General features: G+C 67.2%; 23 protein-coding genes, 1 tRNA gene and 1 riboswitch. Of the genes, 10 read left to right on the plus strand and 14 right to left on the minus strand.

Features of this window, described 5'->3' with window-relative positions; genetic code table 11:
• Positions 1–30: 30 nt before the first annotated feature.
• From ASD82_RS05640 to grxC, 3 genes are all read right to left on the minus strand, one after another.
• Complete coding sequence (locus ASD82_RS05640; protein ID WP_056716695.1) at positions 31–1,044, minus strand: isocitrate dehydrogenase; 1,014 nt, start codon at positions 1,042–1,044, stop codon at positions 31–33.
• A gap of 213 nt (positions 1,045–1,257) precedes the next feature.
• The gene (locus ASD82_RS05645) at positions 1,258–1,635 is read right to left on the minus strand and encodes a carboxymuconolactone decarboxylase family protein (protein ID WP_082585256.1); all 378 of its coding nucleotides are present in this window, start codon (positions 1,633–1,635) and stop codon (positions 1,258–1,260) included.
• On the minus strand, positions 1,632–1,895 hold the full coding sequence (grxC, locus tag ASD82_RS05650; protein WP_056716700.1) for a glutaredoxin 3: 264 nt from the start codon (positions 1,893–1,895) through the stop codon (positions 1,632–1,634). Before grxC ends, ASD82_RS05645 begins: the two co-directional genes overlap by 4 nt.
• 125 nt (positions 1,896–2,020) lie before the next feature.
• Between grxC and ASD82_RS05655 the strand changes: the two genes are divergently transcribed.
• The 7 genes from ASD82_RS05655 (at position 2,021) to ASD82_RS05685 (ending at position 11,013) form a co-directional block, all read left to right on the plus strand.
• Positions 2,021–3,640 carry a M48 family metalloprotease gene (locus tag ASD82_RS05655; protein ID WP_056716702.1) on the plus strand — a complete coding sequence of 540 codons (1,620 nt, stop codon included), beginning with the start codon at positions 2,021–2,023 and terminating at the stop codon, positions 3,638–3,640.
• A 73-nt stretch (positions 3,641–3,713) separates the two neighbouring features.
• Complete coding sequence (gene phoB / locus ASD82_RS05660; RefSeq protein ID WP_056716704.1) at positions 3,714–4,403, plus strand: phosphate regulon transcriptional regulator PhoB; 690 nt, start codon at positions 3,714–3,716, stop codon at positions 4,401–4,403.
• A 291-nt stretch (positions 4,404–4,694) separates the two neighbouring features.
• Positions 4,695–5,735 (plus strand): phosphate regulon sensor histidine kinase PhoR, encoded by a 1,041-nt coding sequence (gene phoR / locus ASD82_RS05665; protein WP_235580644.1) that lies wholly within the window; start codon positions 4,695–4,697, stop codon positions 5,733–5,735.
• A 54-nt stretch (positions 5,736–5,789) separates the two neighbouring features.
• Positions 5,790–7,883, plus strand: a complete 2,094-nt coding sequence (ppk1, locus tag ASD82_RS05670) for a polyphosphate kinase 1 (RefSeq protein ID WP_056716707.1) — start codon at positions 5,790–5,792, stop codon at positions 7,881–7,883.
• A gap of 78 nt (positions 7,884–7,961) precedes the next feature.
• Positions 7,962–9,479, plus strand: coding sequence for a Ppx/GppA phosphatase family protein (locus ASD82_RS05675; protein ID WP_056716709.1), 1,518 nt, complete (start codon positions 7,962–7,964; stop codon positions 9,477–9,479).
• 63 nt (positions 9,480–9,542) lie between these two features.
• Positions 9,543–10,274, plus strand: a complete 732-nt coding sequence (locus tag ASD82_RS05680; protein ID WP_056716711.1) for a peptidylprolyl isomerase — start codon at positions 9,543–9,545, stop codon at positions 10,272–10,274.
• Between the two features lie 7 nt (positions 10,275–10,281).
• Positions 10,282–11,013, plus strand: coding sequence for a UDP-2,3-diacylglucosamine diphosphatase (locus ASD82_RS05685; RefSeq protein ID WP_056716713.1), 732 nt, complete (start codon positions 10,282–10,284; stop codon positions 11,011–11,013).
• Between the two features lie 826 nt (positions 11,014–11,839).
• Here ASD82_RS05685 and ASD82_RS05690 read toward each other — a convergent pair.
• The 6 genes from ASD82_RS05690 to ASD82_RS05715 form a co-directional block, all read right to left on the minus strand.
• Positions 11,840–11,932: transfer RNA gene (locus ASD82_RS05690), tRNA-Ser, on the minus strand.
• Positions 11,933–12,011: 79 nt separating this feature from the next.
• The gene (gene csrA, locus ASD82_RS05695; protein ID WP_056716714.1) at positions 12,012–12,215 is read right to left on the minus strand and encodes a carbon storage regulator CsrA; all 204 of its coding nucleotides are present in this window, start codon (positions 12,213–12,215) and stop codon (positions 12,012–12,014) included.
• Positions 12,216–12,486: 271 nt separating this feature from the next.
• Positions 12,487–15,114, minus strand: a complete 2,628-nt coding sequence (gene alaS, locus ASD82_RS05700) for an alanine--tRNA ligase (RefSeq protein WP_056716717.1) — start codon at positions 15,112–15,114, stop codon at positions 12,487–12,489.
• Positions 15,115–15,198: 84 nt separating this feature from the next.
• Positions 15,199–15,708 (minus strand): regulatory protein RecX, encoded by a 510-nt coding sequence (locus tag ASD82_RS05705; RefSeq protein WP_082585257.1) that lies wholly within the window; start codon positions 15,706–15,708, stop codon positions 15,199–15,201.
• A 229-nt stretch (positions 15,709–15,937) separates the two neighbouring features.
• Positions 15,938–16,975, minus strand: a complete 1,038-nt coding sequence (gene recA, locus ASD82_RS05710) for a recombinase RecA (RefSeq protein ID WP_007806195.1) — start codon at positions 16,973–16,975, stop codon at positions 15,938–15,940.
• 145 nt (positions 16,976–17,120) lie between these two features.
• Positions 17,121–17,630 (minus strand): CinA family protein, encoded by a 510-nt coding sequence (locus ASD82_RS05715; RefSeq protein ID WP_082542815.1) that lies wholly within the window; start codon positions 17,628–17,630, stop codon positions 17,121–17,123.
• 87 nt (positions 17,631–17,717) lie between these two features.
• Here ASD82_RS05715 and mutS point away from each other — a divergent pair, with 87 nt between their 5' ends.
• Positions 17,718–20,309 carry a DNA mismatch repair protein MutS gene (gene mutS / locus ASD82_RS05720; RefSeq protein WP_056716720.1) on the plus strand — a complete coding sequence of 864 codons (2,592 nt, stop codon included), beginning with the start codon at positions 17,718–17,720 and terminating at the stop codon, positions 20,307–20,309.
• Between the two features lie 123 nt (positions 20,310–20,432).
• Here mutS and ASD82_RS05725 read toward each other — a convergent pair whose 3' ends face one another.
• Positions 20,433–21,617 carry an aminotransferase class I/II-fold pyridoxal phosphate-dependent enzyme gene (locus tag ASD82_RS05725; protein WP_056716722.1) on the minus strand — a complete coding sequence of 395 codons (1,185 nt, stop codon included), beginning with the start codon at positions 21,615–21,617 and terminating at the stop codon, positions 20,433–20,435.
• Positions 21,618–21,711: 94 nt separating this feature from the next.
• Here ASD82_RS05725 and ASD82_RS05730 point away from each other — a divergent pair, with 94 nt between their 5' ends.
• Positions 21,712–22,188, plus strand: coding sequence for an Lrp/AsnC family transcriptional regulator (locus ASD82_RS05730; protein ID WP_056716724.1), 477 nt, complete (start codon positions 21,712–21,714; stop codon positions 22,186–22,188).
• A 72-nt stretch (positions 22,189–22,260) separates the two neighbouring features.
• Here ASD82_RS05730 and ASD82_RS05735 read toward each other — a convergent pair whose 3' ends face one another.
• From ASD82_RS05735 to ASD82_RS05750, 4 genes are all read right to left on the minus strand, one after another.
• On the minus strand, positions 22,261–22,917 hold the full coding sequence (locus ASD82_RS05735; protein ID WP_056716726.1) for a response regulator: 657 nt from the start codon (positions 22,915–22,917) through the stop codon (positions 22,261–22,263).
• Positions 22,918–23,112: 195 nt separating this feature from the next.
• Positions 23,113–23,520 (minus strand): RNA-binding S4 domain-containing protein, encoded by a 408-nt coding sequence (locus tag ASD82_RS05740; protein ID WP_056716728.1) that lies wholly within the window; start codon positions 23,518–23,520, stop codon positions 23,113–23,115.
• A 20-nt stretch (positions 23,521–23,540) separates the two neighbouring features.
• Positions 23,541–24,131 (minus strand): response regulator, encoded by a 591-nt coding sequence (locus ASD82_RS05745; RefSeq protein ID WP_056716731.1) that lies wholly within the window; start codon positions 24,129–24,131, stop codon positions 23,541–23,543.
• Positions 24,132–24,197: 66 nt separating this feature from the next.
• Positions 24,198–25,091: an AEC family transporter gene (locus tag ASD82_RS05750; RefSeq protein WP_056716783.1), complete on the minus strand. Its 894-nt coding sequence runs from the start codon at positions 25,089–25,091 to the stop codon at positions 24,198–24,200.
• Positions 25,092–25,223: 132 nt separating this feature from the next.
• Between ASD82_RS05750 and ASD82_RS05755 the strand changes: the two genes are divergently transcribed.
• A complete protein-coding gene (locus ASD82_RS05755) occupies positions 25,224–26,360 on the plus strand; it encodes a phosphotransferase (protein WP_056716733.1) in 1,137 nt (378 codons plus the stop codon).
• Between the two features lie 153 nt (positions 26,361–26,513).
• A riboswitch (TPP riboswitch) is annotated at positions 26,514–26,609 on the plus strand.
• Positions 26,610–26,638: the final 29 nt, after the last annotated feature.

Raw genomic sequence — 26,638 nt, forward strand, 5'->3', positions numbered from 1 at the left:
TTTTTTTTACGCTCGACGAAAAACCGCAGCTCAGCCCTTGATGCGCTTCACGATCGCATCGGCGAAGCTGTCGGTGCTGCCCTTGCCGCCGATGTCCGGCGTCACGCTGTCGCGATCATTCGTCATGGTGTCGCGGATCGCCTGGCGCAGGCGGTCGCCCTTGGCCACCATGTCCAGGTAATCGAGCATGTCAGCGGCGGCCAGCAGCAGCGCGCAGGGGTTGGCGATGCCGCGGCCGGCGATGTCCGGCGCCGAGCCGTGCACCGCCTCGAAGATCGCCGCGTGCTCGCCGATGTTGTCGCCCGGCGCCAGGCCGAGGCCACCGACCAGGCCGGCGCACAGGTCGGACAGGATGTCGCCGAACAGGTTGGTGGTGACGATCACGTCGAATTGCTCGGGCTTCATCACCAGCTGCATGCAGGTGTTGTCCACGATCATCTCGTTGAACTCGATCTGCGGGTATTCCTTCGCGATCTCGCGCGCCACGTTGAGGAACAGGCCCGAGCTGGTCTTCAGGATGTTCGCCTTGTGTACGGCGGTGACCTTCTTGCGGCCCTTCTTCACCGCCAGCTCGAACGCGTAGCGGACGATGCGGCTGCTACCCTTGCGGGTGTTGCGCGCCACCGACTCGGCGATCTCGCCGTCGGCGGACAGGGTCTGGCCCTCGGAGCGGTAGGCGCCTTCGGTGTTCTCGCGCACCGTGATGATGTCGATGTTTTCGTAGCGCGACTTGGTGCCGGGGAAGCTCACCGCCGGGCGCACGTTTGCGTACAGGTCGAAAAGACGGCGCAGGGTCACGTTGACCGAGGTGAAGCCGCCGCCGATCGGCGTGGTCAGCGGGCCTTTCAGCGCGACCTTGTGCTCGGCGATCCTGTCCAGCGTGGCCTTGGGCAGCAGATCGCCATGCTTGTCCAGCGCGACCATGCCGGCGTCGACGAAATCGTAGGTCAGGCCGCAGTCCAGCGCGTCGAGCACGCGCAGCGTGGCGGTCATGATCTCCGGGCCTATGCCGTCGCCCGGGATCACGGCAATGGTTTTGTTCATGGGGATACTCCTTGGGGGACGATTGCGTGCGCGCATGGAACGGCGCAGGTCAAGACCGCCCATTATCGCCCATGCAACCGTTCCCGGACAGCCGATGGCCCGGGAAAACCGTTGCAAATCCTCGCACGGAGCATTGCAGAAACTCGCAGGGGGACATTCCCGTGCCTCCCCGCCGGTGAACAGCCTCGCCCGCGAACGGGCTCCCGCGCACGGTCAGCCGTGGTCGGCGCATTCCGCCGTGGCGGATTCGCCGGCTTCCAGCTTGTCCAGGAAATCCACCGCCCTGCGCAGATGCGGGATCACGATCGAACCACCCACCACCAGGCCGACGCTGAACACCTCGAAGAACTCGTCGCGCTGCACGCCGGCCTCCTTGCACTGGGCCACGTGGTAGCTGATGCAGTCGTCGCAGCGCAGCACCATCGAGGCGACCAGGCCCAGCATCTCCTTGGTCTTCACGTCCAGCGCGCCGGCCTTGTAGGTCTGCGTGTCCAGCGCGAAGAAACGCCGCACGACCTGGTTGTCCTCGGCCAGGATGCGCTCGTTCATGCGCTGGCGGAAGGCGGTGAATTCGGCAAGCTTGTCGCTCATGCGCCCTGCTCCAGCCATTGCGCCAACTCGCCGCTGCGGTCGGCGGCCACCAGGTCGTCGTAGCCGCCCACGTGCCGGTCGTTGATGAAAATCTGCGGCACCGTGCGGCGACCGCCGCTGCGCGCCAGCATCGCGTCGCGTTGCGCGGGATCGGCGTCCACGCGTACCTCGGTCCATTCCAGCCCCTTGGATTTCAGCAGGTTCTTGGCCGACACGCAGTACGGACACACGGCGGTCGAGTAGACCTCGATCTTGGACATCACGACACTCCACGAACAATGGGGAACTGCACAGCAGATGGGGCCGCGCGCGCCCGGCTCAAGCCGGACGGCTGCGGTGAACCGACGCAGCAGGACATGGTCACAATGCTATTGTCGCCGAACCCATGATCATGCCGCCACGTCCCGTTCCCTGCCTGCTCGCCACCCTGCTCTGCGCCGCGCTGGCGAGCACCGCCAGTGCCCAGCAGGACATGCGCCTGCCGGACCTGGGCAGTTCGGCCAACGCACTGATTTCGCCCAGCGAGGCGCAGGATTACGGCGCCTCCATGCTGCGCCAGATGCGCGCGCTGGACATGGTGGTCGACGACCCGCTGCTGGACGACTACATCAACGACCTCGGCTACCGGCTGGTCGCCAGCAGCGACAAGCCGAAGGAACACTTCGCCTTTTTCATCGTCAAGGACCCGGAAATCAACGCCTTCGCCGCGCCTGGCGGCTATATCGCGGTGAACTCGGGGCTGCTCACGATCACCCGTGACGAAAGCGAGCTGGCCGGCGTGATCGCCCATGAGATCGGCCACATCACCCAGAACCACCTGCAGCGTGCGTTCGAGGACTCGAAGAAGGATGCGCCGCTGATGGCCCTGGTGCTGCTCGGCGCGATCGCCGCCGGGGCCAGCAACCACAGCGGCGACGCACCGATGGCCGTGCTGGCCGGCGGCCAGGGGCTGATCGCGCAGAAATCGATCAATTTCACCCGCAAGGACGAGATCGAGGCCGATCGCGTCGGCATCCAGACGCTGTCCAAGGCCGGCTTCGACCCCAATGCGATGGCGGGCTTCTTCCAGCGCATGCAGGATGCGATGAGCGCCGGCGCCGGCGGCGAGGACGTGCCGGCGCTGTTGCAGACGCATCCGGTGACGACCAGCCGGATCAGCGACGCCAAGGCGCGCGCCGATGCGCTGATCGCCGCGCAGAAGCTGCGCGTGGGCACCACCGGGATCGATCGGCAGCAATGGGCGAGGAGCACGGCGCCGATCCCCTTCGTGAAGGACCCCACCACCCTGCTCGCTGCCCACCGCCCAAGCGATCTGGACACCTACGCGCTGATGCGCGAACGCGCCCGCGTGCTGGCCGGCGACGCCACGCGGCTGGCCACGTATTACGCGTCCAGCCTGCAGACGCGACGCGATTTCGACACCCCGGCAAATCACTACGGCTACGCGCTGGCGCTGACGCGCAGCGGCCGCGGCGCGCTGGCCATGGGGCAATTGCAGCCACTGCTGGACAACCATCCGGGAAACCTGCTGCTGAAGCTGGCCGTGGCCGATGCCCGCCTGCAGGCCGGCCAGCGGGCCGCCGCGCTGGCCATCTACTCGGAACTCAACACCCAGTCCCCGCGCAACCGTGCGGTCGCGCTGGCGTATGCCCATGCGCTCACCGCCGGCGGCGACAAGGACCAGGCCCGGCTCGCCGCCGGCAAGTTGCGGCCGCTGCTGGACAATGCCAGCGAACCGGAGATCTACAGCACCTACGCCCGCGCCAGCGACAAGGCCGGCGACAGCGTGCGCGCCGGCGAAGCCTACGCCGACGCGAGCTATTACTCGGGCCGACCGTACGACGCCATGGAGCAGCTCAAGCGGCTGCTCAAGCGCGACGACCTGGACTACTACGCCCGCGTGCGCATCCAGGCGCGGATCACCGAGCTGACGCCGCTGGTGCTGGAACTGCACAAGCGCAAGATCCGGACCGCGGACAGTCCCGGCGATGATTCGCGGCAATAAGTGCCGCACTGTCATCGCCGCGTAACATGGATTCGCTGCAATACTTTCGTCATCCGCCACGGCAGACCACCGCGTGCACAAACGCATCCTCATCGTTGAAGACGAAACCTCGATTCGCGAAATGATCGCCTTTGCCCTGCGCAAGGCCGGCATGGAAACCATGCAGGCGGTCGATGCCCGCGCCGCCCAGCTGGCGCTGTCCGAACAGGTGCCGGACCTGATCCTGCTGGACTGGATGCTGCCGGGCATGAGCGGGCTGGAGCTGGCGCGGCGCCTGCGCAAGGAAGAGCTCAGCCGCGAAATCCCGATCATCATGCTGACCGCACGCGGCGAGGAAATGGACCGCGTCAACGGCCTGGAGGCCGGCGTCGACGACTACGTGGTGAAGCCGTTCTCCACCCGCGAGCTGGTCGCCCGGATCAAGGCCGTCCTGCGGCGCAGCCAGGGCGACGACGGCACGGGTGTGATCGAACTGGGCGGTCTGCGCATCGACGGGGCCGCACACCGGGTGTTCGCCGGCGAGGAGCCGGTGGCGATCGGCCCCACCGAGTATCGGCTGCTGTATTTCTTCATGACCCATGCCGAGCGGGTCTACTCGCGTGCGCAATTGCTGGACCACGTCTGGGGCGGCAGCGTCTACGTGGAAGAGCGCACCGTCGACGTGCATATCCGCCGGCTGCGCAAGACGCTGGAGCCCTGGAAGCTGGATGAACTGGTGCAGACGGTGCGCGGCACCGGCTACCGCTTTTCCACCAGCATCTGAACGGCGCCGCCTCGCTTGCGTCGCCAGGATCTTTTGCCGATGCTGGCGGTCGCCGCATACGCCCCCGGATGACCCCGCTCCCGCATGCCTGACTGGAAACTCCCCACGTTCCTCGCCTCGATCCTGTGCGCCGGGGCGGCACTGGGCTGGCTGGCCGGAAGTTCCGCCTGGATCGGGCTGGCCATCGCCGCCATCCTCGGAGTCGTCTTCCTGCTGACCCGGCTCCGTCATCTGCAGCAGGCCATGATGGCCGCACCCGCTGCCGCCGGCGCCACTCACGATGACCGACTCATGACCCGCGCGCACCAGCTTGCCGCGAACCTGCGCGACCTTCGCCGGGCCGCGGACCACCTGCCGGATGCGGTGGTGCTGCTCGACCGTCACCAGCAGGTGCGCTGGTTCAACCACGCCGCGGGCAACCTGCTGGGACTGGATCGGGCGGGGGATCGCGGCCAGTCGCTGACCGAACGACTGGCCGGCTCCGAACTGGCCGACTGGCTGCGCGACGGGGCACAAGACCAGCTCGACGACGTCGCCGCCCCCGGCAACAAGGCGAGCCAGCTCAACGTCACCCTGCTGCCGTTCGGCAAGCATCAGCAATTGCTGCTGGCGAACGACATCACCCACCTGAAGCGACTGGAACAGGTGCGCCGGGATTTCGTCTCCAATGTTTCCCACGAGCTGCGCACGCCGTTGACGGTGATCCACGGCTATCTCGAATTGCTGGACCCCGAAGACGTGCCCGAGCTGGCGCCGGTGCTCACCGAGATGCGGGCGCAGTCGAAACGGATGGGCCAGATCGTCGAGGACCTGCTGACCCTGTCGCGACTGGAGACCCAGCACGAGGTGGTCGACGAACGCGTGCCCATGGCCGCCCTGCTGGCCACCGTGCGCAAGGAGGCCGAGGCGCTCAGCCAGGGCCGCCACCAGATCAGCCTGGAATCCACCGCCAACGCGGACCTGTTCGGTTCACCGAAGGACCTGCACAGCGCCTTGTCGAACCTGGTCAGCAACGCGGTGCGCTATACGCCCAACGGCGGCAGCATCGCGATCCGCTGGCGGCGCGAACCCGGCGGCGCGGTGTATTCGGTCAGCGATACCGGCTTCGGCATCCCCGCCAGCCACCTGGCCAGGCTGACCGAACGGTTCTACCGGGTATCCTCCAGCCGCTCGCGCGACAGCGGCGGCACCGGACTGGGGCTGTCGATCGTCAAGCACGTGCTGAACCTGCACCAGGCCCACTTGCAGATCGAAAGCGAAGCCGGTGCGGGTTCCACCTTTTCCTGCCACTTCGGCGATGCACGATTGCTGGCTCCCGACGCCGGCGAATGAAGCCGCTGCCACGGGCGCGATGTATTTGGCGCACGTCATGGGCCAGAATGAAGCATGCCCACACCACCGAGTTGCCCATCGCCCGATACCGGTCCCGGTGCACCGGAGTTGTATCTCAGCCGCGAGCTGGCCGCGCTGGAATTCAATTTCCGGGTACTGGCGATGGCGCGCGACCCCAGCGTGCCGCTGCTCGAGCGCCTGCGCTACCTGAGCATCGTGGCGAGCAACCTCGACGAATTCTTCGAGGTGCGGGTGGCGATGCTCAAGCACCACCACGCGTACGGTTCGGCCGCACCGGGTCCCGACGGGGTCAGCTCCGGCGACCTGCTGGTGCAGATCCGCAGTCGCGTGCTCGACCTGGTCGCCGAGCAGTACGCAACCTGGCAGGAACAGATCGGTCCCCAGCTGGATGCCGAGCAGATCCACATCCTCACCCGCAAACGCTGGAACCCGCGCCAGCGGCGCTGGCTGCAGGGCTATTTCGAGCACGAGGTGCTGCCGGTGCTGTCGCCGCTGGGACTGGACCCGGCGCATCCGTTCCCGCGCATCCTCAACAAGACGCTGAACATCGCGGTGGTGCTGAAGGGGCGCGACGCCTTCGGCCACGAGGGGCACATGGCGCTGGTGCGGGCACCGCGTTCATTGCCCCGGATCATCCGTGTGCCCGCCGAGGTCAGCGGCCCGGGGGAGCATTTCGTGTTCCTGGCCGAACTGCTGCAGGCCTTCGTCGACCTGATGTTTCCCGGCCTCAGGGTAGTCGGCTCGTACCAGTTCCGGGTCACCCGCAACAGCGAGCTGATCGTCGAGGAGGCCGAGGTGGAGAACCTGGCGCTGGCCCTCAGCGAGGAGCTGGTCGGGCGCGGCTACGCGCGGCCGGTGCGGCTGGAGATCGCCAACGATTGCCCGAAGGCGATCACCGCGATGCTGATCGAGAACTTCCAGCTTGAAGAGACCGACGTCTACCGCTGCGACGGCCCGGTCAACATCATCCGCGCCGGCCTGATCTACGACTGGCTGGACCGGCCGGAGCTGAAGTTCCCGCGGTTCAATCCGCAGCTGCCCTCGGCGCTCGAGAGCAACCGCAACAAGTTCGACCTGATCGGCCAGCACGACGTGCTGCTGCACCATCCGTACCAGAGCTTCGCGGCGGTGATCGACCTGCTGCGCCAGGCCACCGCCGACCCGCAGGTGCTGGCGATCAAGCAGACCCTGTACCGCGCCGGCGAGGACACCCCGCTGGTCGACCTGCTGGTCGAGGCGGCCCGCCACGGCAAGGACGTCACCGTGGTGATCGAGCTGCGCGCGCGCTTCGACGAGGAGGCCAACATCCGCCTGGCCACGCGGCTGCAGGAAGCCGGCGTGCAGGTGGTCTATGGCGTGGTCGGCTACAAGACCCACGCCAAGATGATGCTGATCGTGCGCCGCGAGGGCGAGGCGCTGCGCCGCTACGTGCACCTGTCCACCGGCAACTACCACCAGGCCAACAGCCGGATGTACACCGACATCGGGCTGATGACGGCCAACCCCGAGATCGGCGAGGACATGCACAAGGTCTTCCAGCAGCTGTCCGGCTTGGGACCCATCATCGACCTGAAGCGCCTGCTGCATTCGCCGTTCACGCTGTATCCGAAAGTGCTGGAGAAGATCGAGCGCGAGACCGCCCACGCGACCGCGGGTCGGCCAGCGCGCATCGTGGCCAAGCTCAACGCGCTCAATGAAGCGCGGGTGATCTCCGCGCTGTACCGGGCCTCGCAGGCCGGCGTGGAGATCGACCTGATCGTGCGCGGCGCGTGCACTCTCCGCCCCGGCCTGCCCGGCATCTCCGAGCGCATCCGGGTGCGCTCGATCGTGGGACGTTTCCTCGAGCACAGCCGGGTGTACTGGTTCGCCAACGATGGCGACGCGGAGATCTATTGCGCCAGCGCGGACTGGATGGAGCGCAACCTGATGCGGCGTATCGAGGTGGCCTTTCCGATCCTGGACCCGGACCTGGCGGCGCGCGTGTTCGAGGAAACCCTGGCCAACGGCCTGGCCGACAACACCCAGGCCTGGCTGCTGGGCAGCGATGGTCGCTATGTCCGCGCCACTCCCGGCGAGCACCCGCCGTACAGCGCCCAGCAGGGCCTGCTCGAACGCTACTGCAAGTGAGCCGATCGCCATGAACCGATGCAAGCCTTTCACGCGCGCGTGCGAGAATCCGTCCTTTGCCATCGCGGGAGCCCCGGCGTGAGCCCAGCCGAACAGACACCGATCCGCGATGGTGAACTCATCGCCGCGATCGACATGGGTTCCAACAGCTTCCACATGGTGGTCGCGCGGATGGAACACGGCGAGCCGCGCGTGATCGATCGCCTGCGCGACACCGTGCGGATGGCCGCCGGCCTGCGCGCCGACGGCAGCCTGGACGCCGAACGACGCGCCCGCGCGATCGCCTGCCTGGCCCGCTTCGGCCAGCGCATCGCCGGCCTGCCGTCGATACGGGTGCGCGCGGTGGCCACCAACACGGTACGCCGGCTCGCCTCGCCACAGACCTTCCTGACCTCGGCCGAGGCCGCGCTCGGCCATCCGATCGAAGTCGTCTCCGGGCGCGAGGAAGGCCGCCTGATCTTCCTCGGCGCCGCCCACGACCTGCCCGTTTCACGCGAGCCGCGACTGGTCATCGACGTGGGCGGTGGCAGCACCGAGTTCATCATCGGCCGGGGCCTGGCTCCGCTGCACACCGAGAGCGTGCAGGCCGGCTGCATTGCCTCGACCCTGCGTTTCTTCCCGGGCGGCAAGATCAACCGCAAGCGCTGGCAGCGCGCGGTGAGCGAGATCGGCGTGCTGCTGCAGCAGTTCGCCGAGGACTACCGCGAATCCGGCTGGCAGGATGCCTACGGCTCCTCCGGCACGGCCAAGTCGATCGGCTCGGTCGTGCAGGAAATGAAATTCTGCGACGACGGCATCACCCCCGCCTCGCTGGCCTCGCTGCGCGACGTGCTGATCGAACACGGCCAGATCAACACGCTCAAGCTGCCCGGCCTGGTCGAGGACCGCGCGCCCGTGCTCGCCGGCGGCGTGGTGATCATGGAAGCGGCGTTTGCCGCGCTGGGCATCGACCGGCTGCGCGTGTGCGAAAGCTCGATGCGCGAAGGGCTGCTGTGGGACCTGCTGGGCCGCGCCGGCGGCAGCGATCCGCGCACTGCCAGCATCGAGGCACTGGCCAGCCGCTATGGCGTGGATCGCGCCCAGGCACGCCGGGTCGAATCGACCGCACTGATGCTGTTCGACCAGGTGGCACGCAGCTGGAAGCTGGACGCCGACGCGCGCGAGTGGCTTTCCTGGGCCGCGCGCGTGCATGAGATCGGCCTGGCCATCGCGCACAGCCAGCACCACCATCATGGCGCCTACATCCTGCGGCACGCCGACCTGGCCGGCTTCTCGCGGCAGGAGCAGCAGTTGCTGGCCGCGGTGGTCGACATGCACCGGCGCAAGCCGGACAAGCCGGTGATTACCGCCCTGCCGCAGCGTTATCGCACACTGGCCCGATACACCACGGCGCTGCTGCGCCTGGCCGTGCTGTTCCGCCGCGCACGTCGCGCCGAGTCGCTGCCGCAGATGCGCCTGGCCGCCAGCAGCCGATCGCTGCGACTGACCTTGCCGCACGCGTGGTTCGAGCAGCACCCGCTCAGCGAAGCGGACCTGCAACAGGAACAGGCGCCCATGGCCGAACTCGGCCTGCGGCTGGAACTTTCCGGCAGCTGACGCGAACCCGCGCCGCGGCGTCGCCGCGTATGATGTCCCGAGGCCCCGACCATCTTTATGCCCATGCTGAAATCCCTGCTCGCCATCCTGCTTCTGTCACTGCCGCTGACGCTGACCGCGCAGACGGCCAAACCGGCGCCGGCTGCCGCGCCGGCGCCGCCACCGCAAGTCGTGCTGACCACCTCGCAAGGCGAGATCACGCTGGAGCTGTATCCGGACAAGTCACCCAAGAGCGTGGCGAACTTCCTGCAGTACGTCCGCGACGGCTTCTACGACGGCACGCTGTTGCACCGGGCGATTCCCGGCTACCTGGTGCAAGGCGGCCTGTATACCCGCGACCTGCAGCCCAAGCGCACCCGCTCGGCCATCGCCAGCGAGGCCGACAACGGCCTGTCCAACCTGCGCGGCACGGTGGCGGTCGCCCGTGGGGCGGACCCGAACTCCGGCACCGCGCAGTTCTTCTTCAACCTGGTCGACAACCGGCGGCTGGATTTCGCCGGCAACCAGAGCGGGCTGACCTGGGGCTACACCGTGTTCGGCAAGGTCATCAAGGGCATGGACGTGGTCGACAAGATCGCCGCCATGCCGACCCGCGCACTGGGGCCCTTTGCCGGCGACGTGCCCAATCCGCTGGTGTTGATCGAAAGCGCCCGGGTGATCGGCGAACAGGCACCAGCCTCCGCCGCCAGCGCCGCGAGTCCCGCCAAGGCAGCGTCGTCGGCGACGCCTGCGAACGCGGCCAAGTCCGGCAAGAAGGCTTCCAGGAAAGTTGCCAAGCCCGCCGGCAAGGACTGATCCGCCCATGAGCACCCTGTTCATCGCGGACCTGCATCTGGACGCCAGCCGACCGCAGATCACCGAGCTGTTCGAAAAATACCTGGCCAGCGACGAAGTCCGTCAGGCCGACGCCCTGTACATCCTGGGCGACCTGGTCGAGGCGTGGATCGGCGACGATGATGACGCCGAACTGCCCGCGCGCATCGCCGCCGCAACGCGCGGGGTGCGCGACGCCGGCGTGCCGGTCTATTTCATGGTCGGCAACCGCGACTTCCTGCTCGGCGAAGCCTTCGCCGAACGTGCCGGCCTGACCCTGCTCGACGACGGTGTCGTGCATGACGTGCAGGGCCGCCCCACCCTGCTGATGCATGGCGACGTGCTGTGCACCGACGACACCGCCTACCAGGCCGTGCGCCGCCAGGTGCGCACGCCCGAATGGGCCGCGCAGATCCTCGCGATGCCGCTGGAAGCGCGCCGCGCGTTTGCCGCCAAGGCGCGCGCCGACAGCAAGGCGCACACCGGCAGCACCATGGAAAGCATCATGGACGTCAACGCCGATGCCGTAGCCGATGCGATGCGCCGAGCGGGCGTGACGCGATTGATCCACGGGCATACGCACCGGCCCGCCATCCATCGCCTTGAGGTGGATGGAAAGCCGACCGAGCGGATCGTGCTGGGAGACTGGTACGAACACGGCTCGGTGTTGCGGGTGGATGATCGCGGCAACGTCGAACTGCGCGGGTTGGCGGTGGGCTGAGCCGCATCGTGCACTTGATCGGCGCTGGCGCCGTTTCGATCAAGTCGCATGAAGGGCCGCAGCGTTCATGCTCGGCTCCCTCCACAGCTTGCACGGGAGGGATGGGGTGGGTCGCTCTTGATCTCGCGGTGACGCAGCCAGGTACACAAGACGCCTGCTTCGATGGGCGATGCCATGACGTGGAGTTCGCGAGGGACTGTTTGGCCCATCCTTGGGCCGAACCTCTGCGCGCTGCGCTCCGGCGCCAGCCTGCGGCTGTCGTTGTTTGTTTCACACGATACCAAGCTCACGCCCTGCTCCCTCCCCTGCTTGCAGGGGAGGGCTGGGGTGGGGTTGCTCTTGATTTCGTGATGGCGCATCCGGATACGCAAAACGCCTGCTTCGATGGGCGATGCCATGACGTGGAGTTCGCGAGGGATTGTTCGGCCCATCCATGAGCCGAACCCTTCCGCGCTGCGCGCTCCAGGGCCAGCCTGCGGCTGCCCACAATGTTCCAGACAAAATTGTCGACGACGAAAGGCAGGATGCCGTAGTCGAACATCGGCGCAGCCGATGGCCGAAGGGCGAGGCACAGGATGTGCCGAGTAACCGGAGGGTTCGTCTTCCGCCAGATACGCACAACGCCGGCTTTGATGGAGTTTCACGCGGCGTGGTGTTCGGGGATTGTGAATCCCATCCATGGGATTCACCCTTCCGCGCTGCGCGCTCCAGGGCCAGCCTGCGGCTGTCCGAATTTGTTCCAGACAAATTCGTCGAACGGTTGGTTCGTCCACCACCTCTCTCCGCCAGATACGCAAAACGCCCCTTGCGGGGCGCTTTGCGTATCTGGCGGAGAGAGAGGGATTCGAACCCTCGATCAGGTGTTTAGCCCGATACTCCCTTAGCAGGGGAGCCCCTTCGGCCACTCGGGCATCTCTCCGGGGTTTTTGTTCCGCATTGCTGCGGAGCCGGCAAGGATACTGACCGGCGCGGTCGAGGTAAAGGCTTAATTCACTCGATCAGTGTTCGACGGACTCGTCGGGACCACTGCCGGGCTCGCTTTCGCCCTTGATGCGCTGATAGATCTCTTCGCGATGCACCGCCACATTCTTCGGTGCATTGATGCCGATGCGTACCTGATTGCCTTTCACACCAAGAACGGTGACGGTCACCTCGTCGCCGATCATCAGGGTCTCACCGACCCTGCGGGTCAGAATCAACATGATTTTGCTACTCCATAAAAGCTGTTGGTCACAGGCCTGCAGATCGACGTTGCCTCACCCCTGAGCGTCCGTCTTTCCGCAGTTCGACGAATGATCCGTCGAAGGCCCTACCCCGCCTTCCCGGCTCACAGCCAAAACACTCCTTGGCGTCCTGACTGGCGACACGAGCGTTTCCGACCGCGTCGACACTGTTTCGATAGTAACTGAGCACGATTCCCCTGTGCAATCTGCCAGGGTCGTGACGAATGGCACACGCAAAAGCTGATAGGGATCAATGCGCCGAGATCCACTCCGGCAAGACCGACAGGATCGTCGGCAGCTCCGGCGCATCCGTGCCGCCGCCCTGGGCCATGTCGGGCCTGCCGCCGCCCTTGCCGTCGATCTGTTTCGCCACGTGTGCCACCACGTCGCCCGCCTTGATCCGGGCCAAGGCCTTGCCGTGGACTCCCGCGATCAGCGAGACCCGGCCGTCTGCCGCGCCGGCCAGCAGGATCACGCAGTCGCCCAACTGCTGCTTGAGCTGGTCCACGCTGTCGCGCAGCGACTTGGCGTCGAGGCCTTCCAGCCGGGCCGCGACCACCTTGATTCCATCGACATCCGTGGCCGAACCGGCCAGGTCGGCGGTCGCCGAGCCGGCGGCCTTGCTGCGCAGGGATTCCAGTTCGCGTTCGAGTTTCTTCTGGCGATCGAACAGCTGGCGCAGTTTTTCCACCGCATCGTCGCCGCTGCTGGAAAGCAGCTGCGAGAATTCGGCCAGACGACGCTCTTCGTCGGCGATGTAGGCCAGCGCGCCGGCCCCAGTGACTGCCTCGATGCGGCGCACGCCGGAAGCCACGCCCGCCTCGCTGACGACCTTGAACAGGCCGATGTCGCCGGTACGGCCCACGTGGGTACCACCGCACAGCTCGGTGGAGAAATCGCCCATCTTCAGCACGCGTACTTCGTCGCCGTACTTCTCGCCGAACAGCGCCATCGCGCCAAACTCGATCGCCTGGTCGTAACCCATGTTGTGCACTTCGGCCGCCGCGTTGCGGCGCACCTCGGCGTTCACCAGGGCCTCGACCCGGGCCAGCTCGTCGTCGCTCATCGGCTTGTGGTGCGAGAAGTCGAAGCGCAGCCGCTCCGGCGCCACCAGCGAGCCCTTCTGCGTGACGTGGGTGCCCAGCACCTGGCGCAGGGCCGCGTGCAGCAAATGGGTGGCCGAATGGTTGAGCACGATGGCCTGGCGGCGCGAGGCGTCGACCGAGGCATCAACCAGGTCGCCGGTCCGCAGCGGCTGGTCGCCGTGCCAGGTGCCGGCGTGGCCGAAGAACACGCCGCCCATCTTCAGCGTATCGCCGACGTCGAAACGGCCGGACGCATTGGATAGCGTGCCGGTGTCGCCGACCTGGCCACCCGACTCGGCATAGAACGGCGTGCGATCGAGAATGACGAGGCCCTCCTCGCCCTCGCCCAGCTGGTCGACCTGCTTGCCGCCGCGCACGATGCCGAGCACCTTGCTGCCGCTGCCCTGCAGCGCCTCGTAGCCGAGGAACACGGTGGGGTTGAGCTGGCTGGCCAGCTCGGCCGGCATCTGCCCCTTGGCCTCGAACTTGCCCGCGGCGCGGGCTCGCTCGCGCTGTTCGTTCATGGCCTGCTCGAAGCCGGCCATGTCCACTTCAAGTCCGCGCTCACGCGCGATGTCGGCGGTAAGGTCGACCGGGAAGCCATAGGTGTCGTAAAGACGGAACGCATCGACGCCCGGGATCATCTTGCCGGATTTGCCGGCGATGTCGTCGAACAGGCGCATGCCGTGCTCCAGCGTCTCGCCGAAGCGCTGTTCCTCGGTGCGCAGCGCATCCTCGACGAAGGCCTGCCTTGCCGAAAGCTCCGGATAAGCCTCGCCCATTTCCTCGACCAGCGGCTGCACCATCTTCCAGAAGAAGTCGCCGCGCACGCCGAGCATCCAGCCGTGCCGCAGCGCGCGGCGGATGATCCGGCGCAGCACGTAGCCGCGGCCTTCGTTGGACGGCAGCACGCCGTCGACGATCAGGAAGGAACAGGCGCGGATGTGGTCGGCGATCACGCGCAGCGACTTGTTGCCCAGGTCCTGCGTACCAGTGAGTTCACCAGCCACACGGATCAGGTGGGCGAACAGGTCGATCTCGTAGTTCGAATGCACGTGTTGCAGCACCGCGGCGAGGCGCTCCAGGCCCATGCCGGTGTCCACGCACGGCGCCGGCAGCGGGCTCAGCGTGCCGTCGGGCGCGCGGTCGAACTGCATGAACACCAGGTTCCAGATCTCGATGTAGCGGTCGCCGTCCTCGTCCGGCGAGCCGGGCGGGCCACCGGCGATGTCCGCACCGTGGTCGTAGAAGATCTCGGTGCACGGGCCACACGGGCCGGTGTCGGCCATCTGCCAGAAATTGTCCGAAGCGAACGGTGCGCCCTTGTTGTCGCCGATGCGCACGATGCGTTCGGCCGGCACGCCGACCTGCTTGTTCCAGATGTCGAAGGCCTCGTCGTCGGTATGGTAGACGGTGACCCACAGCTTGTCCGCCGGCAACTTGAAGACTTCCGTCAGCAGCTCCCACGCGTAGGAGATCGCGTCGCGCTTGAAGTAGTCGCCGAACGACCAGTTGCCCAGCATCTCGAAGAAGGTGTGATGGCGCGCGGTGTAGCCCACGGCGTCCAGGTCGTTGTGCTTGCCACCGGCGCGCAGGCAGCGCTGCACGTCGGCCGCGCGGACGTAACCGGGTTTTTCGCTGCCCAGGAACACGTTCTTGAACTGCACCATGCCGGAGTTGGTGAACAGCAGGGTCGGATCGCTGGACGGCACCAGCGAGCTGGACGGCACGATGGTGTGGTCCTTGGAGCGGAAATAATCGAGGAAGGCGGAACGGATTTCGGAGGTTTTCATGCGGATCGCGATGGCTGGCGGCAACGGGCCACGCCGAGACCGGGCCAATCGCTCCGTCAACCCATGGCCGCGAGGCGATGGATGTCAGGAAATATCGTCGGCGTCGTCCACATCGGCGTGGGTAACATTCCGTACTGTGGCGGCGGCAAAGCCGCGACGCAAGAGGAATTGCGCCCGGCGGGCGCGTTCGGCGGGGTCCGCGGCGCCCTTCCCGCCATAGCGGCGACGCAGTTGGGCTGCGGCCGAGGCACCCCAGTCGACCTCGGCTTCATCCATCAGCTCGCGGATGCGCGCATCGGCCAGACCGTGGCTTTTCAGCTCCTGGCGCAGGCGCACAGGCCCATAGCCTTGCGCGATCCGGCTGCGCAGCAGCACCTCGGCGAAGCGGTCATCGTCCTGGTAGTGCTGCTCGCCGAGGCGGTCCAGCGCAGCGACGGCTTCGTCACCTTCGTAGCCGCCCTGGCGCAGCTTGGTCTTCAGCTCCTTGCGCGAATGTTCACGGCGCGCCAGCAGGCCCAGCGCCTTGTCGTAGGCGCTGCGTTTCGGCTTGGCCGGGTCATTCGTGCCAGGACGCTTTTTCATCTTCATCGCCATGCAAACGGGCACCCGATACGAGCGGATTTCCCCCGCGGTTCCCCCTGAGCGTAGCGCAGCGAAGTCAAAGGGCGCCCCTCGACTCCACCCCTGCGGATCCACGCTCAGGAGCAACGACCGGGAAGGCCTGCATTGTCGCGCCCGAATACGCCTACGACACCGGACCAAAACGCACATGGCCCGGGCAAGCCGGGCCATGTGCATGCAACAGACCGTCAACCCTCACGGTTCACGCTTCCTCGAGCGCCTCTTCAGCGGCGGCGGCAGCCGGCCGGCCGACCGGCACCAGCAGGCGTTCGCGCAGCTGCTTGTCGATCTCGTTGGCGATCGCCGGGTTGTCGCGCAGGAACTGGCGCACGTTCTCCTTGCCTTGGCCGATGCGGTCGCCGTTGTAGCTGTACCAGGCGCCGGACTTGTCGATCAGGTTCTGCGCCACGCCCAGCTCGATGATCTCGCCCTCGCGCGAAGTGCCCTCGCCGTACAGGATCTCGAACTCGGTCTGTCGGAACGGCGGCGCCACCTTGTTCTTGACCACCTTGACGCGGGTTTCCGAACCGATGATCTCGTCACCCTTCTTCACCGCGCCGATGCGGCGGATGTCCAGGCGCACCGAGGCGTAGAACTTCAGCGCGTTGCCGCCGGTGGTGGTTTCCGGGCTGCCGAACATCACGCCGATCTTCATGCGGATCTGGTTGATGAAGATCACCAGGCAACCGGACTTCTTGATGTTGGCGGTGAGTTTGCGCAGCGCCTGGCTCATCAGGCGGGCGTGCAGGCCGACGTGGGAGTCGCCCATCTCGCCCTCGATTTCCGCCTTCGGGGTCAGCGCGGCGACCGAGTCGACCACCACCATGTCCACCGCGCCGGAGCGCACCAGCATGTCGGCGATTTCCAGCGCCTGTTCGCCGGTATCCGGCTGCGACACCAGCAGGTCGTCGACCTTGACGCCCAGCTTCTCGGCGTAGGTCGGGTCGAGCGCGTGCTCGGCGTCGATGAACGCGGCGGTGCCGCCGGCGCGCTGGCAGCTGGCGATCGCCTGCAGGGTCATGGTGGTCTTGCCGGAGGATTCCGGGCCGTAGATCTCGACCACGCGACCGCGCGGCAGGCCGCCGACGCCCAGCGCGATGTCCAGTCCCAGCGAGCCGGTGGAGATCGTCTCGATCGCCTCGTTGACGCGATCGCCCATGCGCATGACGGCACCCTTGCCGAACTGCTTTTCGATCTGGCCGAGGGCGGAGGTGAGCGCCTTGCGCTTGTTGTCATCCATCGTAGGTATTCCGGTTGGGCTGTGAATGGGGAGCATGATGCCCGGGTCGAATCTCACGGGCTGCGATCTGCGCCATCGGCGCGGAGCGACGTGTACGCGGCCAGTATCCCACACTGGTCAAGCCGGTCTGGCGGCCGATCGCGTGTCACTCCGTCAGCGTTTTGCGCAAGCCGATGAGCGCGGCGGCCACTGTTTGTCGGCGCACCGCCTCGCGGTCGCCCGGGAAATGGAACAGCCGCGCATGGGCGTAGCCGCCACGACGCTTCCAGCCGATCCAGACCGTGCCCACCGGTTTGTCCGGCATGCCTCCGGAAGGCCCGGCGATGCCGGTCACCGCCACCGCCACGCCGGCGCCGAAACGCGCCAGTGCGCCGGAGACCATTTCCAGCACGGTTTCCTCGCTGACCGCGCCGGCATGCTCCAGCGTGCGGGGATTGACGCCGAGCAGCGCCTCCTTCGCCTCGTAGCTGTAGGTCACCACGCCGGCGTCATACCAGGCCGAACTGCCCGGCAAGTCGGTCAGCGTCTTGGCGATCCAGCCGCCGCTGCAGGATTCCGCCGTCACCAGCATCAGCCGACAGCGCTGCACCTCGGCCGCGGCCTCTGCAGCCAGTGCCAGCAACTCCGCATCGGTAGGAACAGACAACAACTCCATGCGAGACTCCCGGACTTGAACGCTTTGCGCCACGCGCAGAGGCACCGTTCTACCCGTTCCGCGCGACCACGCCAAGACTTGCATTGCATGAGCCAAGACGATCTCACCAAACACACCCCGTTCATGCGCCAGTACCTTTCGGCCAAGGCCGAGCATCCGGACGTACTGCTGTTCTTCCGCATGGGCGATTTCTACGAGCTGTTCTACGACGACGCCCGCAAGGCGGCGCGGCTGCTCGACATCACCCTGACCCAGCGCGGGCAATCCGGTGGTGCGCCGATCCCGATGGCCGGCGTGCCCTACCACGCGGCCGAGAACTACCTGGCGCGGCTGGTGCGGCTGGGCGAATCGGTGGCGATCTGCGAGCAGATGGGCGATCCGGCCCTGGCCAAGGGCATCGTCGAGCGCAAGGTGGTGCGCATCATCACGCCCGGCACGGTGACCGATGCAGCCTTGCTCGAGGATCGCCGCGACAACCTGCTGCTGGCGATCGCCGCCGGCACCCGCGGCGACTACGGCCTGGCCTGGGTCGACCTGTCCAGCGGCCGCTTCCTGCTCAGCGAAGTACCGAGCGCCGAGGCGCTGGCTGCCGAACTGGCGCGACTGCAGCCGGCCGAGACCCTGGTCGGCGAGGACGTGGCCTGGCCGAAACTGGTCAGCGCCCTGCCCGGACTGCGCAAGCGGCCGCCGTGGCATTTCGATGCCGATGCGGCGAAGCGCGAGCTCAATCGCTTCTTCGGCACGCGCGACCTGGGCGGTTTCGGCGTCGACGGCATGCCGCTGGCGGTCGCCGCTGCCGGCTGCCTGCTCGGCTACGTCGAGGAAACCCAGAAGAGCGCACTGCCCCACCTCACCGGCATGGCGGTGGAAAGCGCCAGCGAGACGATCGCGCTGGACGCCGCCACCCGGCGCAATCTGGAACTGGACACCCATCCCAGCGGTCGCATCGAACACAGCCTGCTCGGCGTGCTCGACGAAACCGTGACGCCGATGGGAGCGCGCGCACTGCGTCGCTGGCTGACCCGCCCGTTGCGTTCGCGCCAGGCCCTGCGCCGGCGTCATCAGGCGATCGGCATGCTGATCGACAGTCGCCGCCACGAATCCCTGCGCGAACAGCTGCGCGGCATCGGCGACCTCGAACGCATCCTCGCCCGCGTGGCGCTGCGCTCGGCGCGACCGCGCGATCTGTCGACCCTGCGCGATGGCCTTGCCGCCGCGCCGAAGTTGCGCGAACAGATCGCCACGCTGGACAGCCCGCTCCTGCACACCCTGGTCGAAAGCATCGGCGACCACGCGGACACGGCCGCCCTGCTCGCCCGCGCCATCGTCGAACAGCCGCCGGTACTGCAGCGCGACGGCGGCGTGGTCGCCGACGGCTACGACACCGAACTCGACGAACTGCGCCGCCTGTCCACCCACGCCGACCAGTACCTGGTCGAACTGGAGGAGCGCGAGAAGGCCGCCAGCGGCATCAGCACGCTGAAAGTCGGCTACAACCGTGTGCACGGCTATTACATCGAGATCAGCAAGGGACAGTCCGACAAGGCGCCCACGCATTACACGCGCCGGCAGACCACGAAGAACGCCGAGCGCTACATCACCGAGGAGCTGAAGAGCTTCGAGGACAAGGTGCTGTCGGCGAAGGAACGCTCGCTGATGCGCGAGCGCGCGTTGTACGAAGCGCTGCTCGACACGCTCACCGAAAAGCTCGAACCGTTGAAGGCCGCGGCCAGCGCGATCGCCGCGCTCGACGTGCTCGCCACCCTGGCCGAACGTGCCGAGGCACTGGACTGGAGCGCGCCCGAACTCACCGACGAGCCGGGCATCTGCATCGAACGCGGCCGCCATCCGGTGGTGGAAAAAGTCCGCGACGAACCGTTCGAGCCGAACGATTTGAAGCTCGACGACGCGCGCCGCATGCTGGTGATCACCGGCCCCAACATGGGCGGCAAGAGCACCTACATGCGCCAGAACGCGCTGATCGTGCTGCTCGCCCACATCGGCAGCTACGTGCCGGCCAGCCGTGCGGTGATCGGCCCGATCGATCGCATCTTCACCCGCATCGGCGCCGGCGACGACCTGTCGCGCGGTCAGTCCACCTTCATGGTGGAGATGAGCGAGACGGCCAACATCCTGCACAACGCCACCGCCGACAGCCTGGTGCTGATGGACGAGGTCGGCCGCGGCACCAGCACCTACGACGGCCTGTCGCTGGCACGCGCCGCGGCGGTGCATCTGGCACGCCATTGCCGTGCATACACCTTGTTCGCCACGCATTATTTCGAGCTGACCGAACTGGCCGGCGAATTCCCGTCGATCGCCAACGTGCACCTGGACGCCGTCGAGCTGCACGATCAAAAGCGGGGCGAGCAACTGGTATTCATGCACGCGGTGAAGGACGGTCCGGCCAACCGCAGCTTTGGCCTGCAGGTGGCGGCATTGGCCGGCCTGCCGAAGTCCGTGATCGCCGATGCGAAACGCACCCTGACCGAACTCGAACGCGGCATGCACCAGCACGTCAGTGCACCGGCACGCGCAGCCGAAGCCTCGCCGCAGTTGGGCTTGTTCGCCGCCGCCCAACCGTCTGCCGCCGAGCGTGCGCTGGCAGACATCGATCCGGATGCACTGACCCCGCGCGAGGCACTGGAGGCGCTGTACCGCCTCAAGTCGCTGAACTGAGCGCATGAAAAAAGGCCGGCGCCCTGTGACGCCGGCCTTTCCAGGCCCTCCCGACCCATCGCCGATGATCAGGATCGGCGATACCCCTCCCCAACTGTTGCCGCCTGCGTGCGGCTGGAATCGTCAGGCCGCTGCGCTGAGCCGCGCCGCGTCCAGCGCCTGACTCAGATCGGCCCACAGGTCGTCGACATGCTCGATGCCCGCCGACAGACGCAGCAGACCCGGCGTGATGCCGTGCTGCGCCTGGGTGGCGGCGTCGACGACGCGATGGGTCAGCCCGGCCGGGTGCTGGATCAGCGTATCGACCGAGCCCAGACTGACCGCCGGCGTGGCCAGCCTCACCGCAGCCATCACCGCGCTGGCGGCCGCATGCCCACCATGCATCTCGAACGCCATCAGGCTGCCCGGGCCATGCATCTGCGTGTCGACCAGATGCGCATTCGCCACCGTGCCGAGGCCGGGGTAGCACACCTTCGCCACCACCGGATGCGCCGCCAGCAGCTTCGCCAGCCTCTGCGCGTTGTCCTGCGCCTTCAGCACGCGCAGCGACAAGGTCTGCAGGCCGCGATGCAGTAGGTAGGCTCCCAGCGGATGCAGCAGGCCGCCGGTGGCGGCCCGCACCTGGCGCAGCGCCGCGGCCCATTCGGCGTCGCAGGCGACCACGCCGGCGATCACGTCGCCGTGGCCGCCGAGGAACTTGGTCGCGCTGTGCAATACCAGCGTGGCGCCCAGCGCGGCCGGTTGCTGCAGCACCGGGGTGGCAAAGGTGGAATCGACCAGCACCGGCACCGAGCCGGCCGCCTTCACAACGGCGGCGATGTCGATCAGGTCCAGCGTGGGGTTGGCCGGCGTCTCGATGATCACCAGCGCCGTGTCGGCATTGATCGCGTCGGCCACGTCCTTCGGCTCGACCCAACGCGTGGCGATGCCGAGCAGGCCCGAGTTCAACAGATGATCGTTGGTGCCGTACAACGGGCGCACCGCCAGCACATGCCGGCCGCGCTGGCCGGCGGCGAGCAGGCAGGCCGACATCGCCGCCATGCCCGAGCCGAACGCGACGGCATCGGTGGTGCCTTCCAGCTGCGCCAGCGCGTTCTCGAAACGCGCCACGGTGGGGTTGTGCAGGCGCGCGTAGATCGGATTGGCCGCCGTCGCCGCGCCGCCCACCAGCGCATCGAAGCTGGTGGTGCCCTCGGCCAGGTCGCGCACCGGATAGGTGGTGGACAGGTCCAGCGGCGGCGCGTGCACGCCCAGCTCACCGAAATCCTCGCGACCGGCATGTACACCCAGTGTTTCAAGACGCGGCATCAGTCCAGCCTCATTCGATGGAATGCCCGGATACTAGAATCATCCGCTATGCTGAAAATCCATCACCGAATTTAATTTCGCCAAAGCCCGAATCATGCGCCTGGACCGAATCGACTTCGCCATACTGCGCGAGCTGCGGAAGAACGCGCGGCTGCCCAACAAGACACTGGCCGAACGGGTGGGCGTGGCCCCCTCGACGGCGCTGGAGCGGGTGCGCCGGCTGCGCGAAAGCGGCTCGATCAGCGGTTACCACGCGGAGGTTGCCCCGGCGGCGGTGGGCATCGGCCTGCAGGCGATGATCAGCGTGCGGTTGGCGCGCCATTCGCGCGAAGATCTGGACGCCTTCCACGCCTACCTGCTGACCCTGCGCGAGGTACTGGCGTTCTATCACGTGGCCGGCGCCAACGATTACCTGCTGCACGTGGCGGTGGCCGACAGCGACCATCTGCGCGATTTCGCGCTGGATGCATTCACCACGCGACCGGAAGTGGCGCATATCGAGACCAGCCTGATCTTCACCTTCCGGCGCAATCCCGACGTGCCGATCTACCGCGAGGCGGATGAAGGCTGAGAGCTGCGATCATTCCGGACCGCGGGCAGCGAATTTCTTCACCGGCCGAGGCCGTTGCGGAACAGTCCGCGCTCAACCGATACCGTGGGCCAGCTTCAGGACCAGCGGCGGCGGTGTTGCCGGCGCGGCCAGCTGCGCGGTCACGTCCGCATCCGGCATGGCGATATCCGGAATGTCGGTCAGGTCTTCGGCGGTCAACTCGACCGCCTCCAGCGCAGCGGGCTGCTGCTCGACCAGTGGCGAATCCTGACGTGCGGGCAATCGTCCCGACTGCACCAGCTGGCCGATGCGCAGATACACCTCGTCGCGGTCGAAGGGCTTCTGCATGAAGTCGTCGGCGCCGAAACGCTGCACGTAGAACTGCTCGGTGGCCTGCGGGTTGCCACTGATCATCACGATCGGGATGTCCCGCGTCAGCGGGTCATGGCGCAGCGCGCGCAGCACCGCGAAGCCGTTCATGCCCGGCATCACGATGTCCAGGAAGATCAGTGACGGCTGCTCGCTGCGCGCCAGCTCGATCGCCGCCTTGCCGTCGCCGGCTTTCAGCACGGCGTAACCGTCCTGCCGCAGCATCTTGCCCAGCACGGCGCAGATCGTGGGGGAATCGTCGACCACCAGCATGCGCGCACCCAGCGGTGCCTGCGCTTCAACGCGATGGATGGCCTCGACATGGTTGCCCAGCAGGCGCTTGAAAAAGCCGATGCCATTCTTCAGTGCGTGTCCGTCCATGCAAGCCTCCGCGGCCATGTGGTGGCTGGATCGCCAACCCGGTGGATTTGAAGGGATAGTCCTCCATCCACGCAGGGCATTCTGCGATGCACTGCTCAGAGCCCACGAAGAAACGCCGTTTTCCACGGGTTTTACCCGCGAATTCGCGACTATTGAAGGCCGTGCCGCCTCGACTGGCGTCTGATCCGCGGCGGCTCAACGATCATGCTTGAGCCGGCGCAGATCACGCCGCGCCTGCTTGTCCGGTCGTTTCGGCGGACCGCTGGCACCGATCAGGTGATGCAGCTCGCGCGCCGCCTCGCGTGCCACGCGGCTGGCCTCGGTCTCACGATAGAGAAGCTGTGCGGCGCTTGCCGGCCCCCGCCGATCGGACAACGCCAGCACCTCGACTTCCATCCGTTCCTCACCGCGGCTGATCTTCAGGCGGTCGCCCGAATGGAGCGTTCTTGCCGGTTTGCAGCCGGCGTCATTGACGTCGATGCGACCACCGTCGATGGCCTGCTTGGCGAGGCTGCGGGTCTTGAAGAAACGTGCGGCCCACAGCCACACGTCGACGCGTGTGGTGGCCGGCGCGGGTATCGGAGACTTGTTCATGGCGCCCATTGTCGCGCCATCGACGTGCTTCAGTCGTGCGTGGCGGCCGGCGCGACCATGTCGTGCGGGTCGGGCATGGCGATATCGGGAATCGCCGCATGCTCGGCCTCGGTGTGCTCGGGCTCGCCCGCGGGCGCTTCCACCTCCGCCCGCGGGCGCACGACCAGGCGTCCGCTGCGGGTCAGGTGTTCGATGCGGGCAAACACTTCACCGCGGCCAAACGGCTTCTTCATGAAATCATCGGCGCCGAAACGCTGCACGTAGAACTGCTCGGTGGCCTGCAGGTTGCCGCTGATCATCACGATCGGGATGTCGCGGGTCAGCGGGTCGTGGCGCAGTGCGCGCAGCACCGCGAAGCCGCTCATGCCGGGCATCACGATGTCGAGGAAGATCAGGTCGGGGCTTTCCCGACGCGCCGTCGCCAGTGCCTGCTCGCCGTCGGCCGCCTTCAACACCATGTGGCCGTTCTGCATCAGCATCTTGCCGATCACCGCGCGGATGGTGGCCGAATCGTCGACGACCAGGATGCACGCGCTCTTGGGTTCCCCGGTGCGCGGCACGGCACGACGTTCGCCATGTTCGCTGCCGAACAGCCGCTTGATCAGTTCGAAACCAGCCATGCCCCGAGCTCCCCTGCCCCGTTCGGGCTAGTTTCGACGTACTCCGCGTCGGACGCAAGAAATGCGTTACCCGCCAAGCAGCGCGTTGCCCAGCGGAATGGTCAGCAGGGACAGCACGATGCCGGCGCCCAGCACGGTATTGGCCAGGGTCGGTTCCAGCCCGTATTCGTCGGCCAGGATCGTGGCGGACACCATCGGCGCCATCGCCGCCTGCAGCACGCCCACGGTCAGGACCAGTCCGTCGACGCCGGCGGCAGCCCCCATGGCCCAGCACAGCACCGGCGCCAGCAACAGCTTCCAGGCCAGGCCCCAGCTGGCCGCCCCCAGTTGCCGCTGGCCGGGGTGGAACCTGAACTGCAGGCCGACCGAAAACAGCGCCAGCGGGGTCAGCGTGGCGCCGATCGGCACAAACACCCCGTCCAGCAGTGGCGGCCAGCCTCCGCACATACCGGCCACGATGCCGATCAGCAGCGCGATGGTGGGCGGGAAGGTGAAGATGCGGCGGGCTACCAGGCCCAGCTCCGGCTTGCGCCCCGAATACAGCGAGGCCACCACGATGCCGCCGATCGCCAGCACCGGGAAGCAGCCCAGTTGGTCGGCCACCACGGCCAGCGCCAGCCCCTGCTTGCCGTGCAGCGCCTCCATCAGCGGATAACCCATGAACGAGGTGTTGCCCAGCCCGCAAACCAGGATCAGCGCGCCCGTACGCTGGCGCGACCAGCCCAGCCGCGGCCCGAGCAGGCCGAACAGCAGCCACGCGCCGCCGAAGGTCAGCCACATCACCGCCACCAGGAACCACAGCTGGGGATCGAAGCTGACCTTCGGAATCAGTTCCAGCACCAGCGCCGACAGCGCCACGTTCAGCACCCACCAGTTGATGCCCTGCACGATGCCGGCCGGCGGCTTCGCGTAGCGCGCCACCAGGGTGCCGAGAATCAGGCAGACGAACAGCAACAACATCGCACTCATCGAACGGGTGCCGCGGGGAAAGTCCGGCAATTAGACGCGAAGCGGGCACGACTGAAAAGCCGCCATCGCGGAACCGTCGGCGATAATCCGCCGCTTGCGATTGCCCATGGCACCATGGCCCCGATGAATGACCTCACCCACCTCGCCCACGGACTGGCCGGCGACAACACGCCGCCGGATTGGCCACCGCTGCGCGCGGACGAAGTCGAAGCCGTGCTGCGCGACTATCCCGCCATCGGCGACCCGGCCCGCATCGCCTGGCACAGTCCGCGCCCGCTGTCGGCGGCGTGCCTGGTCGAAAGCCCGCGCGGCACGTGCTTCGTCAAGCGCCATCACCAGCGCGTGCGCGGCGTGGAAACGCTGGGCGAGGAACATCGCTTCATCGCGCACCTGCGCGAGCGCGGCGTGCCGATCCCCGAGGTATTGCGCCACGCCGGTGGCGGCACGGTCACCGCACGCGGCGAGTGGGTGTACGAAGTGCACCGCTGTGCTGACGGGATCGACCTGTACCGCGAAACGATCTCGTGGGAACCGCTGTCCGACCGCGAGCACGCACTGGTCGCCGGACAGATGCTGGCCAGCCTGCACGAGGCCGCCGCCGACTATCGCGCCGCCCAGCGCAGCACCCACATCCTGGTCGCACGCAGCGAACTGATCTGCGCCGTCGATCCCGTCGCGACGCTGGCCGCGCAACTGCCGCAGCGGCCCGCGCTGGCCGCCTATCTGCGCGATCGCCACTGGCAGGACGAGCTGGGCGACCTGCTGGCCCCGTGGCACGCCGCCGCCCAGCCGGGGCTTGCACGGCAGCCGCCGCTGTGGACCCACGGCGACTGGCACGTGTCGAACCTTTACTGGAGTGACGACGGCGCCGGCGCACGGATCAGCGACGTGCTCGACTTCGGCCTGTGCGCGCGCAACTTCGCACTGTTCGACCTGGCCACCGCGATCGAGCGCAACGCGATCGCCTGGCTGGAGCTGGATCGGCGCAACGACGTCGCCCACCCCGACATCGCCCGGGCGCTGATCGACGGCTATCACCGGCAGCGGCCATTGAGCCGCGACGACCGGCAGCTGCTGGCCAGCCTGCTGCCGCTGGTGCACGTGGATTTCGCGCTGTCCGAAGTCGAGTACTTCCAGGGCATCACGCAGTCCCCGGCCAACGCCGACGTGGCCTGGGACACCTTCCTGCGCGGCCATGCCGCGTGGTTCCACACGCCGCCGGGACAGGCCCTGCTGCAACTCATCCGCGACCTCGACTGAGAGGTTGTGCGTTTTCAACCTCTCAGTCCGGCCACGGATAGCCGGGCGCGGAGCAGTCACGCAAGTGGCTGATTCGCGTGAGCGCGTCCGGGCATGTACCGGACACGCGATGGAAGCTCGAGCAGTTCCGCTCGATCCGTGGTTCAATACGCGTTCTTGAAGCGGGGGTGCCCGGCGTAGCCGGGCTGAGAGAGTCCCTTGGAACCTGATCCGGCTTGTACCGGCGTAGGGAGCTTGCAGATCCGGCGCGTCCTTGCGACTGCCGGGTCGCCGTCGCT

This window comes from Rhodanobacter sp. Root179, assembly GCF_001428465.1.
In the GTDB taxonomy this organism is placed as follows: domain Bacteria; phylum Pseudomonadota; class Gammaproteobacteria; order Xanthomonadales; family Rhodanobacteraceae; genus Rhodanobacter.